The organism is Alphaproteobacteria bacterium (assembly GCA_015231795.1).
GTDB lineage: Bacteria > Pseudomonadota > Alphaproteobacteria > Rhodospirillales > WMHbin7 > WMHbin7.
In genome coordinates, this window is sequence record JADGAX010000007.1 from 1 (window position 1) to 17,132 (window position 17,132).

Genomic DNA, 17,132 nt, shown 5'->3' on the forward strand with positions numbered 1-17,132 from the left:
ATTGGCGGCTAGCTTTCCCGATCTCAATCGCGTCTCCTGCTACGCGCTTCCTGCCGATGCCGATGGTGATGATGCCCTTCTTGTCGAGATAGGGGTATTCGACCGTGCCTTCGTTCCGGCGGATCAGGTCGCGCATCTTGGTCTTGGCGCTGTCGGGCAAGTTGTAGGCGGATTGCTGTGTGTTTTTCGTCATGATACGATCTCCTAAAGGTTGAGGGCGCGCCGAATCCGCCCTTGCCTCGCTGGGAGGAAAGGATGATGAGACGAGCCGTTCAGTTGAAAGTTGGATTAGTGCTTCTGTTGGCGCTGCTTGCTCTGCCCCGGTCAGGGCAAGGCGAAGAAGACACAGAGGTGCGCCTGACCTATGTGCCCAACTGGGCCCCCATTCCCGGCAATCAGGGAATGACGTGGTTTGCGAGCAAATCTTGGATGCCTGCGACGTTTCAAAGCCAGCAAGCAGTCGGCATCATGACCATCCATGAGGGCGGAACCATTACCTTCGAAAAGAATCTCCGCCCCTGGTCCTACCGGGTGCTGGCGGAAAAGCCGGATTTCGTGCTGCTGTTCATGCGCATGAATCACACATATCCCGACGATAAAATATCCGACATCCGCTACAGTTTCGTCATCTTGGCACCTTACGTGTCCGAAATCGTCGGAACTCGCGATAAGCTGCCGCCTGACTTTCGCCCGCTCGCCATGCATTTCTTTTACTGCCTTGGCAATTACAGCCCACCTCACAGCGACGGCAGGGATGAATTCCGAACCCGTGAGGCGCATTGGAACATGCCGAAGGAAGATCTTTTGGCTTTCTGGCATCGCAACAAGTTGTGCAATCCGGTGGCGATGCATGCTGATTCGAAAGAGCTTGCAAAATACTTTCCGAACAAACCAGCCCCAAACTGGGGCTGGGATTTTTATTCCGAATTACGGTAGCGCGATTGATCGTCTTTCCTTCTCGAGGCTCAGACAACCGACTTGATGTAGGCTTTCTCTTCCTTGCTCAGCTTCGGCGGCTTGTCGCCTTCAGCCCATGCTGATCCCAAATCCTGCAGCATGCGGACAACGGCGATCACGCAGAGCACAAGCAATCGGCGGCTTCGCTTCATGACGGCGATCCATTCTGGGCGCAATAAGGGCGGTAATGAGGGCAGTATAGGTGGATGCTCGCAGTGGTGTCAATGACTAAATTCATTAAAATCACTGATATTTTCCGCTTGCGGAATATTCCCCCATCATCCAGTTCAGCCCGCAGAAACATAGGACAGCAGCGGATTCGCGTCATGACGGCGATCCATTCCATTTATCAGGTTGGAAGTGGGCATTGCCCTAATCTTGCCTGATTCCCCCTGTAGACAGGCGCTGGTACTTGACAGAAACCCGGTTCCGGCCCACAAACACCCCATATCTGGGGAGGAAAAACGCAATGCTCCGCAAGCTGTTGATCGTTGGATTGATGTTGCTCGCCGCACCGGCCATGGCCGAGGTGCGTATCGACATCACGCAGGGCAATGTGAAGCCCTTGCCGGTCGCCATCGCCGACTTCCAAGGCGTCAAAGGCAACGAGGGCCAGCTGGGCCTGGATATCAGCCGCGTTATCGCCGCCGATTTGGAACGTTCGGGCCTGTTCAAGCCCATCGACAAGCGCGCCTTCATCCAGTCGGCCGAGTCGCTGGCCGTGCAGCCCCGTTTCGGCGATTGGCGCCAGATCAACGCCCAGGCCCTGGTCCAGGGCCGGGTCGAGGTGCAGCCCGATGGACGTTTGCGCACCGAGTTCCGTCTGTGGGACGTATATGCCGAACAGCAGATGATCGGTCAGGCTTACTTTACGTCGCCCACCAACTGGCGTCGCGTCGCCCATATCGTCGCCGACGCCATCTACAAGCGTTTGACCGGCGAAGACGGCTATTTCGACACGCAGATCGTTTACGTCGCCGAGTCGGGACCCATGACCCGGCGCGTCAAGCGTCTGGCCATCATGGATCAGGATGGCGAGAATCATAAGTTCCTGACAGACGGTTCCGATCTGGTGGTGACGCCGCGCTTTGCGCCCAATTTGCGTGAAATCACTTATCTGTCCTTCTATCGCAACACGCCCAGGGTCTACATTCTGAACATCGATACCGGACGTCGCGAAGTGGTGGGCGACTTCCCCGGCATGACCTATGCGCCCCGTTTTTCAGGCGATGGCAACAAAGTGGTGATGTCCGTTTCCGTCGATGGAAATTCCGAAATCTATGAAATGGATTTGCGCACGCGCCGTTCGCAGCGCCTGACGGATCATCCGTCCATCGACACGTCGCCCAGCTATTCTCCCGATGGATCGCAGATCACCTTCAACTCGGATCGCGGCGGCACGCAGCAGCTTTACGTCATGAACTCCGATGGCTCGAACGCGCGCCGCATTTCCTTCGGCGACGGGCGCTATGGCACGCCCGTCTGGTCGCCGCGTGGCGATCTGATCGCCTTCACCAAAATGAAGGGCGGCACCTTCTACATCGGCGTCATGCGCCCCGATGGATCGGGCGAGCGACTGCTGACCGAGGGCTATCTGGTCGAAGCGCCAACCTGGGCGCCCAATGGCCGCGTTCTCATGTTCTTCCGCCAGTCGCAGACGCGGGGAAAAGCGGGCAGCGACAGCTTCAAGCTCTATTCGATCGATCTGACCGGCTATAACGAACGCCAGGTCGTAACGCCGATGGACGCTTCCGATCCGGCTTGGTCGCCGCTGATACCGTAGCAACATTGCAACAGTGTGTTGCTGTTGCAATGAATTGAGAAAAAATGCGGTTGACAATCGCACTGCAATATCGTTTTTTACCCCCTACGGGTTCCGCCCCATCGGGCGTAGCCCCCACGTATCAATTGATCCATGTCAATCAATCCCGTATCCGCTGAGGGGTAAAAAAAATGAAGCTGCGTGTTCTGAGCCTGTTTGCGGCTCTTGCTATTCTGACCGCCTGCGAAACGGCCCCCACCACCACTGGTTCGGATGCCGGCAAGGGTACCCAGGTGAAGCAGGCTGCTCCTGGTTCCAAGGAAGATTTCATCGCCAACGTCGGCGATCGCGTGTTCTTCGACTATGACAAGTCGGATCTGCGCGCCGATGCCAAGGCCCAGCTGGACAAGCAGGTCGAGTGGCTGAAGAAATATCCCAATGCCAAGGCGCTGGTCGAAGGCCATTGCGATGAGCGCGGCACCCGCGAATACAACTTCGGTCTGGGTGAGCGTCGCGCCAAGTCGATCGTCGAGCACCTGAAGGCCAAGGGCATTGCCGCCGCCCGCGTGCGCATGGTCTCCTATGGTAAGGAGCGCCCTGCCGTTCTCGGCTCGAACGATGCTTCGTGGGCCCAGAATCGCCGTGGCGTGACGGTGGTCGAGTAAATCTCGACCAACTCGCCTTCGGGTAATTTGCTTAAATGCCTGGCTCTGTCTCTGGATTTCCAGAGACAGGCTGGGCATTAAGTATTTGTGCCTTGAAAAGGCCTTAATTCAGCCCAATTTGGGCTATGATGCTTTGGCAGGATCCGCAAGTTACCGCGCATTCTTGTGACAACCAGGCGCTCTAAGCCGAACCGGCTTTCGGGCGCCGTTTTTGGAGAAGGGGAATCCCGATGAAACGCTTTTCGTCTTTCGCCGTCGTTCTTGGAGCCGCGCTGGCTCTGGCCGCCTGTTCGTCCGATCCTGAAATCGGCAGCGATGCCAAGGGGTCCGGCACCGGAATGGGTGGCGGCACCGGCGTTACGTCTGGCGTTGGACCCAGCGGAGTCGGAACTGGCAACAATCCCTTCTCGCAGGAAGGCGTTGCCGACCGCGTCTTTTTTGAGACGGATCGCTCTGATTTGACCGCCGACGCGCAGGCCACGCTGACCCGTCAGGCCGCCTGGATGGGCCGTAATCCCAGCGTCCGCGCCGTGATCGAGGGGCATTGCGACGAACGCGGCACGCGCGAATACAACTTTGCGCTCGGCGAGCGCCGCGCCAAGGCCGTGATCGAGTTTATGAAGGCGCGTGGCGTTGCCGCCGCCCGTCTGCGCATGGTGTCGTTCGGCAAGGAACGTCCGGTCGCTCTGGGTGCCACGGAAGAGGCGTGGGGCCAGAACCGTCGCGCCATGACGATCATCGAGTAATCGGCGCTTTGCGCTGCGATTTAGTCAATGAAAGAACTCTTCGGCCAAGGCCGGAGGGTTCTTTCCCGGCCTTGCCGCTTAAGGGAATTGAAGGCATGCCTTTGCGCGTTCTATCCGTTTCGATTGTAGCCGCTTCTTTGATGACGCTGGCTTTGGCTGGCGCTCCGGCCCACGCCCAGTCTGATGTGCGCCCACTTCTGGATCGCCTGGACCGTGTCGAGCGGGAAATGACCACCTTGCAGCGCCAAGTTTATCGCGGTGGCGGCGGATCGTCTTCGTCGTCTCAGGCAGCACCCGTGGTGGGCGATTCCAGCGACGCCATCGTCTCCATCCAGGAGCGTTTGGAGCGAATCGAAGGCGAGATGCGCCGTCTGACCGGCAAGTTCGAAGAGTTGGGCCATGCCCAGACGCAGACCAGCCAGCGGATCGAACGCATGGGCAAGGACAACGACCTGCGTTTTTCAGAGATCGAGCAGAAACTGAGTGCGGCGCAGACGGCGGCCCAGGGGCCGCAGGCCGGCCCCGTGCCCCAACACAATCCGCCGCCTGAATTGATGCAGAATTCGCAGGCCAAGCCGGGCGAGGAAACCATTGTTCTAAAGCCGCCCGCGGGCGCTGACGCAGGCAAGGGCGGCACGTTGCAGGCTTCACAAGCCGCCAAGCCGCCGCCGCCAGCGGGCCAAGCGCCCACCACAGCCGCTTCCGGCAATGCGCAGGAGCAGTATGACAGGGCCTATGCGCAGTTGAAGGGCGGCAATTACGAAGCCGCCGAGAAGGCCTTCGCCGCTTTCGTGCAGGCGCATCCCAACGACGCCCTGGCGGGCAACGCCCAATATTGGCTGGGCGAGTCGTTCTATGTGCGCGGCGATCATCAAAAAGCCGCCGCCGCCTTCGCCGAAGGCTATCTCAAATATCCCAAAAGCCCCAAGGCTTCCGACAATCTGCTGAAACTTGGTCTGTCGCTTGACCAGTTGGGGCAGAAAAAGGAAGCCTGCGCCAGTTACGCCCGGCTGGAGAAGGAATTCAAGTCGGTCTCTGGCGCCGATGCGGCCAAGCGCAAGGCAGCTTCGGAAATGCAGCGCCTGAACTGCAAGTAACCCTTCAGCCCCAGGCATCCGGCCCCACACTTTTTCTGTTCTTCGGCGCTGGAAGTGAATTTGTCGGATTTTTTAATCCGTCATGGCCGGGCTTGACCCGGCCATCCACGATTTTCTTTGCAAAAGCACCAGAAGGCAAGGCGTGGATGCCCGGCTCAAGGCCGGGCATGACGATGTGTTGAAAGATTGGCAAATCTACGCGAAACGTCGAGGAGCCGTTTTTTTCTTGCCGATGGCCGACGGCTGATGGCTGAATGCGCGCATGATCGATCTTGCCGATTTCAGTCAGCGCTTGCAGGGTTTGGGACCTTTCGAAAACCGGCCGCGTCTTGCCGTTGCGGTTTCCGGCGGTTCCGACAGCATGGCGCTGACGCTGCTGGCCCATGAATGGGCGCAGGCCCGCGCCGGGCAAGTAACGGCGCTGATTGTCGATCACGCTTTGCGCCCTGGGTCGCGCGGCGAAGCCCTGCAGGTGAAACGTTGGCTGAAACGGCGCGGCATTCCTGCGCGGATTCTAACTTGGCAGGGCGAAAAGTCAGCCAACGGGCGCATGGCGGCGGCCAGAAGTGCCCGCTACGCCCTGCTGGAAGATGAATGTAAAAATCGGGGCATTCTGCATCTGCTCTTGGCCCATCAGTTGGAGGATCAGGCGGAAACCTGCCTGATGCGCATGGCGCGGGGCAGTGGCGCCGAGGGTTTGGCGGCCATGTCGCCTCTGGCCTATGCAAGGCATGTCCGCCTGCTGCGCCCCTTGCTGGGAGCGACGCGTCAATCCTTGAAGGACTATCTGGAAAGCCGGGATCAAGATTGGATTTCCGATCCCAGCAACGACAATCCAAGTTACGAACGCGTGCGCCTGCGCCAGTCCTTGCCGCAATTGGCCGGGATCGGGCTGTCGGCGCAGGCCCTGGCGGCCAGCGCCGCCAAATTCCAGCGCTTGAAAAGGCATCTGGAAGACGAAACGGCCATCCTTTTGGCAAAGCATGTTTCTGTTGCCCATGTCGGCTATGCTTGGTTGGAGCCTGCCTTTCTGGATGAGCCATTGGAACCCCAGCGCTGGTCCTTGGCCCGTCTGCTGGCTTGCGTGGGAGGGGGAAGCTATCTGCCCGCCTCCCAGCAGGTCGAAAAATTGAGCATGGCCATGCAAGACAAAGCCTGGCGCGGGGCGACCCTGGGCGGCTGCCGCTTGCTGCGCCATCAGGGACGCATTCTCGTGACCCGCGAGGCGCAGGCCTGCCAAGCCCCCCTTCGCCTCGCCTCTGGCCTAGGCGGCCTTTGGGACGGGCGTTACCAATATCTTTGCTCGGCGGGTGTCAAGGGACGGGGGCTGACCCTGGGGGCGCTGGGAAGCCAGGGTGCTCAGCAATTGGCCCGTTTGGCCCCAGAGCTTAAGAAGAACGCCGGGGTTCCGTTCCAGGCCTGGGCCAGCTTGCCAGCTATTCGCGATGCAAGAGGTGTTTCCGCGCTTCCAGGACTAGGGTATAAACGAGGCAGTCGATGCCTTGAACCTTTGACGGAATTGATCTTTCTGCCTAGACGGGCGCTTACGGGGTCAAGTCTGCTCTTGTCATAGGTTATTGGTTGACTATCTCTTGGTAATGGCTGGCCATGTGGTTGGCCGGTTTTCGTCTTTCAAAGGGTTCCTTCCTTGAACTTCAGCAAAAACATCGCCCTGTGGCTGGTTGTCGCTCTTGTCCTGGTCATGCTGTTCAACATGTTTCAGGCCCCCACCCACAAGGCGGGATTCAATACGCTCCCCTTCTCGGACTTTATGGCCGAGGTCGATGGCAATCAGGTCAAGGAAGTGCTGATTCAGGGCAAGTCGATCAGCGGACGCTTGGCCGATGGGCGCACGTTCAACACCTACGCGCCCGACGATCCCTCTCTGGTCGCCAAGTTGAGGGACAGCGGCGTGCGCATTACGGCGGCTCCTTCCGATGAAAACGCCCCCACATTCTGGGGCGTGCTGATTTCCTGGTTCCCGGCCCTGCTGCTGATCGGTTTCTGGATTTTCTTCATGCGTCAGATGCAGGCAGGCAGCGGCAAGGCGATGGGTTTCGGCAAATCCAAGGCCCGCCTGCTGACCGAAAAGAGTGGCCGCGTGACCTTCGAAGACGTGGCGGGCATCGAGGAAGCCAAGCAGGAATTGCAAGAAATCGTCGAATTCCTGAAGGATCCGCAGAAATTCACCCGGCTGGGTGGCCGGATTCCCAAGGGCGTTTTGTTGGTTGGCCCCCCCGGCACGGGCAAGACGCTGCTGGCGCGCGCCATTGCAGGCGAAGCCAACGTGCCTTTCTTCACCATCTCGGGTTCAGACTTCGTTGAAATGTTTGTAGGCGTTGGCGCTTCTCGCGTGCGCGACATGTTCGAGCAGGGCAAGAAGAACGCGCCTTGCATCATCTTCATCGACGAAATCGATGCGGTCGGACGCCATCGCGGCGCAGGTCTTGGCGGCGGCAATGACGAGCGCGAGCAGACGCTGAACCAGTTGCTGGTCGAGATGGATGGTTTCGACGCCAATGAAGGCGTGATCCTGATCGCGGCCACCAACCGTCCCGACGTTCTGGACCCGGCGCTTTTGCGACCCGGCCGCTTCGATCGTCAGGTCGTGGTGCCCAATCCCGACATTCTGGGACGCGAGCAGATTCTGAAAGTGCATATGAAGAAGGTTCCGCTGGCTCCCGATGTGGAAGCGCGCGTGATCGCCCGTGGAACGCCCGGCTTTTCGGGCGCCGATCTGGCCAATCTGGTCAATGAGGCGGCCTTGCTGGCGGCGCGCCGGGGCAAGCGGGTCGTCACCATGAGCGAAATGGAAGACGCCAAGGACAAGGTGATGATGGGCGCCGAGCGCCGCTCGATGGTGATGACCGACAAGGAAAAGGAACTGACCGCCTATCACGAGGCCGGTCATGCTCTGGTCAATATTTTCCTGCCGGAATGCGATCCCCTGCACAAGGTGACCATCATTCCCAGAGGTCGGGCGCTGGGCGTGACGATGAGCTTGCCCGAGCGCGACCGGCTTAGCCATTCCAAGATCGAATTCAAGTCGCGCATCGCCATGACCTTTGGCGGACGCGTGGCCGAGGAATTGGTTTTCGGCCCCGAAAAGGTCACGACCGGCGCAGGCAACGACATCATGCAGGCCACGCGCTTGGCTCGGGCCATGGTGACGGAATTCGGCATGAGCGACAAGCTGGGGCCGATCCGTTACAACGCCAACGAACAGGAAATCTTCCTGGGCCATTCGGTGACCCAAACCCAGAACGTGTCGGAAGCGACGGCGCAGGTAATCGACGAAGAGGTGCGCAAGCTGATCGAAGAGGGCGAGAGCACGGCCACGCGCATTCTGACCGAACATCTGGACGATCTGCACAAACTGTCCAAGGCGTTGCTGGAATACGAAACACTTTCCGGCGACGAGGTGAAGGGTCTTTTGGCGGGCGAAGAGATTCACCGCCCCGATCCAAATGACATCAAGCCGAGCGAGGGAGCGGGACGGCGTTCCAGCGTGCCCACTACGGCCAAGCCCAAGACCGGCGGAACGGGGCTTGAACCAGGGGCGGGGCCGGAACCGCAACCCGGCGCCTGATGGCGCAACCTACGCCGCCTTCCAGCTTTGCGGGCGTTCCATTGGGACGCCCGCTTCTTATGGGCATCGTCAACGTCACCCCGGACAGTTTCCATGACGGAGGCCAGTATGCGCTTGCCGAGCAGGCGGTGGTCCATGGGCGCCGCCTGCTTGAGGAAGGCGCCGCCATTCTGGATGTCGGCGGCGAGTCGACCAGACCCGGAGCGGCCCAGGTTCTGGAAAGCGTCGAGAAGGAGCGGGTAATTCCGGTCGTGCGGGCCTTGGCCGGGCGCGGGGCTTTGGTCTCGATCGATACACGCCATCCTGGCGTGATGGTGGCCGCCATCAAGGTCGGCGCCAGAATCGTCAACGACATTTCTGGACTGAGCGATCCGGAAGCTAGGCGCATCGTGCGCGACTCCGGCGCCTATGCGGTGATCATGCATATGCAGGGCGAACCCGGCACCATGCAAGCCGAGCCGCATTACGATGATTGCCTTGCCGAGGTTTATGATTGGTTGGCCGCCCGCGTGGGCTTGTGCGTATCTGAAGGAATTCCCCGCGAGAAGATAGCCATCGATCCTGGAATCGGCTTTGGCAAGTCGCTTGAGCACAATCTGGCCCTTCTGAAGGGGCTTGGCAAATTCCAAGAGATCGGCTGCCCTGTTCTGCTGGGAGTCTCGCGTAAGAGCTTTATCGCCCAACTTTGCGGGGGAATTCCCTCGACGGAGCGATTGCCGGGGTCATTGGCTGCGGCACTTTGGGGTGTCTCGCAAGGGGTTCAAATCCTTCGCGTTCACGACGTGGCCGAGACGGCGCAGGCGCTTACCGTGTGGACAAAGGTTGACGGGTTCTGCCAAACTGAACGGGATGAATAGGGGGGCATATGGCTGGCCTTGACGACGTGCGGGAATACTGGAATCGAAGGCCTTGCAATATTCGCCATTCCCTCAAAGAGGTCGGCAGCCGGGACTATTTCGACGAGGTCGAGCAGCGCAAGTATTTCGTCGAGCCGCATATCCCGGGCTTTGCCGACTTCGCCCGCTGGCAGGGCCGCAAGGTGCTCGAGATCGGTTGCGGCATCGGCACCGACGCCATCAACTTCGCGCGCGCAGGGGCCGACTATTCGGCGGTCGAACTGTCGGCGACCAGCCTCGACTTGGCCCGCAAGCGCTTCGAAACCTACGGCCTTCAGGGCCGCCTGATCGAGGGTAACGCCGAAAGTCTAGCCCCCCTGTTTCCTGGCGAACGCTTCGACCTGATCTATTCCTTCGGCGTCATCCACCACACGCCGGATCCGAAGGCGGCGATCCGCGAAATTCTCAAGATCATCCATCCCAACGGCGAATTGCGCCTGATGCTGTATGCGCGCAATTCCTGGAAGGCGTTCATGATCGAGGAAGGTTTCGACCAGCCCGAGGCGCAGTCAGGCTGCCCGATCGCCTTTACCTACTCTGAAGAGGATGTACGAAAGCTGCTGGACGGTTTCGACATCGTCGAGCTTCGTCAGGCACATATTTTTCCGTATGTCGTCGAAAGTTACGTCAAATACGAATACGAGGTCCAGCCCTGGTTCAAGGCCATGCCGCCCGCGATGTTCCAGGCCCTGGAGCGCCATCTGGGCTGGCACATGCTGATTACCGCAAGACCGAAGTAGGCTCCAGCACAGTTTCCGGAAGGAAGGCGTCGGCCAGCCCCCAATTGGCGTCGTTGAAGGCCGCACGCGTTCCCGCCAACTGGAAGCCTTCGACGATGTTCTCGACCTCTTCCCACAAGATGAACGGAATGCCGCGCTTGGCGACGCGTTCATACATTTGCCGCTCGCCCTCGGGCGTGAAGCCGGAACCGGCGCTGTGTTCGATATGGAAGTGGCGCAGCGGGAAGGGAAGCACCTCTTCGGTGACGTGTCCGCTGGCCACCGCGCCAAGCAGCAGCAGGCTGTCGATATGCATCGAGAAGCCGTCGTATTCCGGATAACCCTGCAGGGCGAACCACTTGTCGCGCGCCATCAGTTCGAAATCGCCGCAGGCGTTGGTGTGCGCCTGGACCTGGCTATCCTTCTTGCGCCACTGAAGACGCAAGTTGGTCGCAAAGGCCTCGAATTCCTTTCGCCACTGGCTGGCCACGGCGCCCAGCACGGAACCAGCCAGGGCCTTGCGCTGCGTGAAGGGTTGGTTTCCCGGCCCGGCCAGAATGCGTCCGGCCAGCAGCAGCCCCGAGGCGGCGGCCGGGGTTTGCCGGCTCAGTTCCTTCAAGAGCTTGACACCCAGCAAGGCGGCCCAGGCCAGTTTCGACGACGAGATGGCGAAAATGCCGCCATCGCGCAAATCGAAGGTCCAGTGCGCGCCGTTGATGCGGATGGGATGTTGTGCCGCATAGGCCAGCACCTCGCCGATCGGCCCACCATCCGGCAGATCGGTGGGCACGTCGACGCGGTCGTTGCGGTACAGCCGGTCGGGGCGAAGCCGTCTGGCCGCCAGATGCTCCATCATCTCGTCCGAGAACAGGATGTCAATGTTGCTGCACAGGACGTACTCGCCCTTGGCGCGGCGGATGCCGGCGTTCTTGGCGGTGAACTGGATCAAAGGCAGTTTGTCGGCGACTTGAAAACGGCCGTGGATCTCGGGCGGCACCTCGATGATCCGCAGCCGGCCCGGTCCCCGTTCAGCGGGCCAGCGAAGCGCGTCGATCAGGCGCTGGCGATCCTTTGGCGGATTCCATTCCACGAACACCAGTTCCGAGGGCAGGCCAAACCGCTTGACCTGGTGAAACCAGCCATCGACGAAAAACTGCATGCGCTGCATGATGTTGAGTCCATGGTCGTCGTTGCGGCTGGTGACGACCAGGGACAAGTAAGGGGGCGATTCGTGGGGAGACGTGGTCATGACGCCAGCTTACCACGAACAGAATTTGCTTGGCAGCCTGTGAGTTTGCCTTCAAAGTAAGGTTCATATCTGGCGAAGGGGTGGACGAATTCCGTGAATATCAATGATCTGATCGTCGTCACCGGTGCGGGCGGCTTTATCGGCGGCCATTTGCTGGCCGAGCTGCGCGCCAAGGGGTTCAGGCGCCTCAGGGGCGTCGACATCAAGCCGTTCGACCTGTGGTTCCAGCGCTTCGACGACGTCGACAACCAGTCGGGCGATCTTAAGGACATTGCCGTCTGCAAGCGCGCCGCCGAAGGGGCGGACTATGTCTTCAACTTCGCCTGCGACATGGGCGGTATGGGCTTCATCGAGATCCACAAGGCTGAATGCATGTTGTCGGTGCTGATCAACACCCACATGCTGATGGCTGCCCGCGAGTCGGGCGTCAAGCGCTTCTTCTATTCCTCGTCGGCCTGTGTCTACGCCGCCGACAAGCAGACCGACGTCCATGTGACGGCGCTTAAGGAAGCCGATGCCTATCCGGCCATGCCTGAGGACGGCTATGGCTGGGAGAAACTGTTCAGCGAGCGCATGTGCCGCCATTTCACCGAGGACTTCAAGCTGGAGACCCGGGTCGTGCGCTTTCACAATGTCTACGGGCCGTGGGGCACCTATGACGGCGGGCGCGAGAAGGCGCCAGCCGCGATCAGCCGCAAGGTGATCGCCGCCAAGCTGGCGGGCAAGCACGAGATCGAAATTTGGGGCGACGGCGAGCAGACGCGCAGCTTCATGTATATCGACGACGCGCTTTACGGCGTGCAGGCGGTGATGAACAGCGACATCACCGAGCCGATCAACCTGGGCAGCGCCGAGTTGGTTAGCATCAACCAGTTGGTCGACATCGTCGAGGACATCGCCGGTATCAAGCTCGAGCGGCGCTACAATTTGAACGCCCCCAAGGGTGTCAGGGGCCGCAACAGCGACAACACGCTGATCGAAAGCCATCTCGGCTGGGAGCCCTCGACGCGTCTTAGAGATGGCATGGCCAAGACCTATGCCTGGATCGAACGCATGATGACCAGCGGTGAGGACAACACCCGCTTCAAGCATTTCTGATTCTGGATCATGAACGCGCCTGCGGCCAAGGAGGATTTCGGCCCCTATCTCTCGGTCGTTCTGGCGGCCCGCAACGGGTCTGACGAGGTTTTGCGCCGATTGAACCTAACGGTCGAGTCCTGGCTTGCGCATAGCCAGCGCACCGGTCTGGCCTTGGAAATCATCGTCGTCGAATGGAATCCCGATGCCGCCCGCTCGGGGCTGGAAAAGTGTCTTCCCGCCGGGCAGGGCGCTTGCCGGGTGGGCGTCGTCACCGTGTCGCCCGAGGTGCATCAGGCTTTCCCCGGCAGCGAATGCTGCGACCTGTTCGAGCATTTGGCGTTGAACGTGGGGATCGTCAGGGCCAAAGGGCGTTTCGTGCTGGCGACCCGCTCGGGCGTTTTGCCGTCGGTCGAGCTTGCGGATTTCCTTGCCCAACAGCGGCTGCTGGCGGGAACGCTTTACCGTTGCGACGGCTGGCAGGTGCCGTTGCCTGAGAAGGATGACGGTTTCGACCCGGCAAGCCAACCGGTGCACAAGGTCTTCCGGCGCCGTGAAACGCTCGATCTCAAAACACAGCGGGTGGCCCTCAATTACCAGCGTCCCCTGGCGATCTGGTGGGAAACGCTTAACCCCATCCTCAACTTCACGATTTTCTTCCTCGACGCGTTGCCTGACCTTTTCAGGCAGGTCTTGGAACGCTTTAAGGCGTCCAGGAAACGGGCGCAGTCCTCTTATGTTGCGGAAGTCAAACTGTTGCTGCGCAATCTACTCCGCACGCCAGTTTTCATCTTCGACAAGGGGATTTACCAATTCCGGGTGCGGCGCATGACCTGGCTTTATTTCTGGCCCTGTCACGTCAACGCTTGCGGCGACTTCATTTTGATGGAGTGCTCGCTTTGGCAGCGCTTGAGAGGATTTCCCGAATTCCATGGCAGTGCCCAGAATACCGATGTCGCCTTTCTATTAAGCGCCCTGTCTGCCAAAGATGCCAGGGAATGTGGACTGGCTTGGCCCAAACGGGTTTTCAAGCTGGCAAGCTCAGAAGCCGACGTCGCTACGACACCGCCGGGTTTGCCGGCCATGGATTTCCTGGCCGCCGCTAAAATGGCCGACGAGCGGCGTTGCCAAGCCTCGCCCGGTCCGCTGAACGGAGAGGAGTGGGGTCTTGGACCTCTGATGCTGCGCGAGCGTTTTTTGAAGGGCGCGGCATAAACCGCCTGTGCCGCAGGTTAGGCGCCCTGCTGGGGTATCTCTGGCGGTAGCAGCCCCTGGCGGATCATCTCCTGGCGCAGCCGTTCGGTTTCCCTGGCTTGCATACGGCTGATCGTCTCCTCTCGCGCTTTCAGGGTCACCTGAAGATTCTCGACCATCTGTTCGAGATTGGTGATGCGCCGGCCATGCCAGCCAAGGGCCTTCAGGTCGCGGTCGAAGAGACTTCCGGTTTCACCGGTTGCCGGCGCCTTGTCCTGGCTGGCTAGCGGCGCTTGCCCGTCTTGGCGCTCCAGGTTCCAGCTTGCCGCCAGAAAGTCGCCGATGGCCTGGGCCATGATCCGGTAGCCTTTGCTTTCGCCGTTGGGTTCGGTAACGCAGTGAATCCAGTCGGCATAAACACGCTCGGCTTCGTTATTGAAAATGTGGGTCAGGCTGTGGATATTGAGCCCCTGGGACCGAAGTTCGAGCAGTTGATCGCGCATGGCTTCGTAAGCGCCGGCCATGCCTGGATTGGCTTCTGCGGTTTCCTCGGGCGAGAGTGGCTTGTCGATGGCTGGGATGGGCTGGATGAAGTATGCGGATTTCAGGGCGAAGCGGCGCGCCATGTCCTCCATGGTCAGCATAAACGATTTGTACTGGACCATTTGGTAAGTGCGGCACATTTCTTCCGGCCAAGTGTCCGGCAGGGCGAACAGCGAGTCGATAGTGGTTTTCCAGGAACCGCGTGGTCGATGCACCCACCGCCTGGCGATCCAGTCTGCCGTTCCCGACAAGACCAGCATGGCTAGAAAGGACGAGCGCAAAACGGGCGTTGCGACAAGCAGGCGCTTCAGGGCGGTGGACAGGCTACGCCCAATCAGACTTGAGCGCGTATTGGCGGCCAACGGACTGACCGCTTGGAAGTTGTCGGCCGGTTTGGCGAGGCTGCTATGGCCGCCCAGAAGCCAGTACTCATTGAATCCTTCGAGGGAGACGATGGCATCGACTGCGTTGGCATACAACAGCAACATGATGGCCTGCTGGGGTTGTTTCCATGCGCCGTCACCGCCATTCAGGGTACGGAAGGGCTTGCCGTTGGGGCTTTTGTAATGCCGGTTGAGATGTTCTTCAAGAAACAGCGGCCCGTTCGGAAATATCTGGCCAAACTGGGCAGCCACCGAGCCGCCGGTAATCAGGATGGTAAAATAATCCTCGTCGCGGACGAGCGGGAAATCGCGGCCAAACAGGCCAATATTGTTGATGTGAGGCAGGCTGTGTGGCGGATTGGCGTGATGGACGAATCCCAGCCAGGGATGGGGAAAGACGGTTTCGTAGTACGAAGCCGTCAAGGGGATGATACCCTTGACGGTCATGCTGCCGCCCAACAGGGTTTCCCGCCGCTTGGCCATCGGGATGAAGCGGCCATCGCGGACAAGGAAATAGATCAGCGCTCCTAGTTCCGTCACTCCGGCCGCCACAGCAAGCGAGGCAAGAAGGACGAGGGCTGTCATCCTGCTCTACCAGAGCGGATAAAGCTGGTCGGTGGTCGGCGCCTTACGCTTTCGCTTGGCGCGCAAGCCCAGCACGACGGCGACAATGGCCACCAGTACGACGGCACCTGCGATGGCGGCAAGAATCTCAAGCATGGCACATTGTCCAAAATGAGCGGCTTTCTCATTTTTCCATGTTTGCCCAGCCATGACAATGGAGCTGTGACCCTTGGCGGGTCATGGATTATCGGCCTCAATCGCGGCGCACATGTCTTCGAATGCCGGTTGGATGACCTCCAGCCGGTCGTCGTCCCAGACCCAGCGCTGAAACCGGGTCGCGTGCGGGGGCGACTGGCCGGGGTAATAACAGCGTTCGATTTGTGAGGCGAGATCGCTTTCCCGGCTGCTGGAGACAATCGGCTTGAAATACAGATACCGGCACAGGTCGTTGTACTGGCATAGCTGGATCGGCCCCCCCGTCGTCAAAAGATTGAGGTAGGATGCTTCGTAGAGGGCCATGCGAAGCCCCAGGTTGAAGGCCGCTTCAGTAAAAAAGGCAAAGCCCGCCAGTTCTGGCAGCGGCGGCGCCAAGGCGGCATCGGTGTCAGGGACGATGATGGGCAGATAGCGGCTGAGGTCGAGAGACCTAGCAAAACCAGCCCAAGCCGCGATGTCGCTGTTGCGTTCGGGTGTCTTTTGCGACTGGCGCAAGGTGATGGTGACCGGCTTGCGTCCCTTAAGGCGGGACGCAATCCATTGTCCGACATAGGCGTGCCCCTGCGACGCCGCCCTGAAACGCAAGGTGCCCGGCGTTTGGCAAAGCTTGGGAATGACCTTCTGGTACAGTTCCGCCAAGGACAATTTACGGAATGACAGCCGGTCGGGAAACACGGCGCTGGCTTGGCTGGCCTCAAGATAGGCGTCCTCGCGCCGGGCTGTGATCTGAACCGATTCCACGCTAGGCAAAAGGCTAGCCATGGGAATCAACAAATTGTCCAACCGCCAATGCCGGTTTTCCACCGGCAAGCAGGCTACGGTCTCCTCCTCCTCGCGGCGCAGGCTTTGATCACGCCCCAAGACAAAGGTCAGGCGGATTGAGGGCAGATTCATCTCGGCCCGCATCATCTCGGCTCCCATCAGGAAGGTGCACAAGTCGAAGCTGGCCGGCATCCAGTCCAGATCGTAAAAGGCATGGACGGCATCGTCGGGGGGTGCAGCTAGCTTGTCTGCAGACAGGCTGATGATTTCCACTCGTGCCCTGGGATCCGTCTTGCCGGTCGCCTTCAAGGCCAGGCACAGAATGTCGGACAGGGCGCAGGCGTTCAGCTTGAAGGGTTGGGGCTTGGACCCGGCCTTAAGGACGACCTGATCGATGTCCGTCGTCTCGTCCCTCGCAATCAGGCTAAAGGCGGCCTCGCCTTCATGGACCTGAACGGTTCCCATGACCGTGAAGGGTTCCCACAAGTCCTTTGGTTGGGTGGCCCGATCGGCGCCCAGCATCCAGACGGTGGAAATTGCCCAGGGATGAGGGCTTGCCGTCACCAGCAGATGGCCACCGTCCTTTTGCGCCTCGGCCCCGCCAAGCAGCGAGCAGGCGGCCGGATCGATCTGTCCAGGCATAACGGAATCCCTGTTTCCACTCTTCAGGTCTTGAAAGATAACAGAGAAATTAGTGATGAATACCGGAAAAA

Annotated in this window: 16 protein-coding genes and 1 pseudogene; 11 read left to right on the top strand and 6 right to left on the bottom strand. The window is 59.9% G+C overall.

Annotated features, from left to right (window positions below; all coding sequences use genetic code 11):
* Positions 1-193 (bottom strand): hypothetical protein (locus tag HQL44_13735; protein MBF0269641.1); only part of this gene is annotated, 193 nt, incomplete at its 3' end.
* Between the two features lie 62 nt (positions 194-255).
* On the opposite strand from HQL44_13735, the gene HQL44_13740 reads away from it, so the two are divergent.
* Positions 256-936 carry a hypothetical protein gene (locus tag HQL44_13740; protein ID MBF0269642.1) on the top strand — a complete coding sequence of 227 codons (681 nt, stop codon included), beginning with the start codon at positions 256-258 and terminating at the stop codon, positions 934-936.
* Between the two features lie 29 nt (positions 937-965).
* On the opposite strand, the gene HQL44_13745 is transcribed toward HQL44_13740, so the two are convergent.
* A complete protein-coding gene (locus HQL44_13745; protein ID MBF0269643.1) occupies positions 966-1,109 on the bottom strand; it encodes a hypothetical protein in 144 nt (47 codons plus the stop codon).
* 317 nt (positions 1,110-1,426) lie between these two features.
* Between HQL44_13745 and tolB the strand changes: the two genes are divergently transcribed.
* From tolB to ybgF, 4 genes are all read left to right on the top strand, one after another.
* Complete coding sequence (gene tolB, locus HQL44_13750) at positions 1,427-2,740, top strand: Tol-Pal system protein TolB (GenBank protein MBF0269644.1); 1,314 nt, start codon at positions 1,427-1,429, stop codon at positions 2,738-2,740.
* A gap of 170 nt (positions 2,741-2,910) precedes the next feature.
* Positions 2,911-3,384 (top strand): peptidoglycan-associated lipoprotein Pal, encoded by a 474-nt coding sequence (pal, locus tag HQL44_13755; protein ID MBF0269645.1) that lies wholly within the window; start codon positions 2,911-2,913, stop codon positions 3,382-3,384.
* Positions 3,385-3,614: 230 nt separating this feature from the next.
* Positions 3,615-4,130: a peptidoglycan-associated lipoprotein Pal gene (gene pal, locus HQL44_13760; GenBank protein ID MBF0269646.1), complete on the top strand. Its 516-nt coding sequence runs from the start codon at positions 3,615-3,617 to the stop codon at positions 4,128-4,130.
* A gap of 95 nt (positions 4,131-4,225) precedes the next feature.
* The gene (gene ybgF, locus HQL44_13765; protein ID MBF0269647.1) at positions 4,226-5,227 is read left to right on the top strand and encodes a tol-pal system protein YbgF; all 1,002 of its coding nucleotides are present in this window, start codon (positions 4,226-4,228) and stop codon (positions 5,225-5,227) included.
* A gap of 76 nt (positions 5,228-5,303) precedes the next feature.
* Here ybgF and HQL44_13770 read toward each other — a convergent pair.
* Positions 5,304-5,396 (bottom strand): annotated as a pseudogene (locus tag HQL44_13770) (ABC transporter).
* A gap of 192 nt (positions 5,397-5,588) precedes the next feature.
* Here HQL44_13770 and tilS point away from each other — a divergent pair.
* The 4 genes from tilS to HQL44_13790 all read left to right on the top strand — a co-directional run bounded on the left by tilS (position 5,589) and on the right by HQL44_13790 (position 10,452).
* Positions 5,589-6,800: a tRNA lysidine(34) synthetase TilS gene (gene tilS, locus HQL44_13775; protein MBF0269648.1), complete on the top strand. Its 1,212-nt coding sequence runs from the start codon at positions 5,589-5,591 to the stop codon at positions 6,798-6,800.
* A 75-nt stretch (positions 6,801-6,875) separates the two neighbouring features.
* Positions 6,876-8,816 carry an ATP-dependent zinc metalloprotease FtsH gene (ftsH, locus tag HQL44_13780; GenBank protein ID MBF0269649.1) on the top strand — a complete coding sequence of 647 codons (1,941 nt, stop codon included), beginning with the start codon at positions 6,876-6,878 and terminating at the stop codon, positions 8,814-8,816.
* The gene (gene folP / locus HQL44_13785) at positions 8,816-9,673 is read left to right on the top strand and encodes a dihydropteroate synthase (protein ID MBF0269650.1); all 858 of its coding nucleotides are present in this window, start codon (positions 8,816-8,818) and stop codon (positions 9,671-9,673) included. Before ftsH ends, folP begins: the two co-directional genes overlap by 1 nt.
* Before the next feature lie 8 nt (positions 9,674-9,681).
* The gene (locus HQL44_13790; GenBank protein MBF0269651.1) at positions 9,682-10,452 is read left to right on the top strand and encodes a class I SAM-dependent methyltransferase; all 771 of its coding nucleotides are present in this window, start codon (positions 9,682-9,684) and stop codon (positions 10,450-10,452) included.
* On the opposite strand, the gene HQL44_13795 is transcribed toward HQL44_13790, so the two are convergent.
* Complete coding sequence (locus HQL44_13795; protein MBF0269652.1) at positions 10,433-11,680, bottom strand: hypothetical protein; 1,248 nt, start codon at positions 11,678-11,680, stop codon at positions 10,433-10,435. The genes HQL44_13790 and HQL44_13795 overlap by 20 nt on opposite strands.
* Before the next feature lie 93 nt (positions 11,681-11,773).
* Here HQL44_13795 and HQL44_13800 point away from each other — a divergent pair, with 93 nt between their 5' ends.
* Positions 11,774-12,778 carry an NAD-dependent epimerase/dehydratase family protein gene (locus HQL44_13800; protein MBF0269653.1) on the top strand — a complete coding sequence of 335 codons (1,005 nt, stop codon included), beginning with the start codon at positions 11,774-11,776 and terminating at the stop codon, positions 12,776-12,778.
* A 9-nt stretch (positions 12,779-12,787) separates the two neighbouring features.
* On the top strand, positions 12,788-13,972 hold the full coding sequence (locus tag HQL44_13805) for a hypothetical protein (GenBank protein MBF0269654.1): 1,185 nt from the start codon (positions 12,788-12,790) through the stop codon (positions 13,970-13,972).
* 17 nt (positions 13,973-13,989) lie between these two features.
* Here the strand turns inward: HQL44_13805 and HQL44_13810 are convergent, their stop codons facing one another.
* Positions 13,990-15,462: a hypothetical protein gene (locus HQL44_13810; GenBank protein ID MBF0269655.1), complete on the bottom strand. Its 1,473-nt coding sequence runs from the start codon at positions 15,460-15,462 to the stop codon at positions 13,990-13,992.
* A 216-nt stretch (positions 15,463-15,678) separates the two neighbouring features.
* Entirely contained in the window at positions 15,679-17,061 is a 1,383-nt protein-coding gene (locus HQL44_13815; protein MBF0269656.1) for a hypothetical protein, read from the bottom strand.
* Positions 17,062-17,132 lie beyond the last annotated feature (71 nt).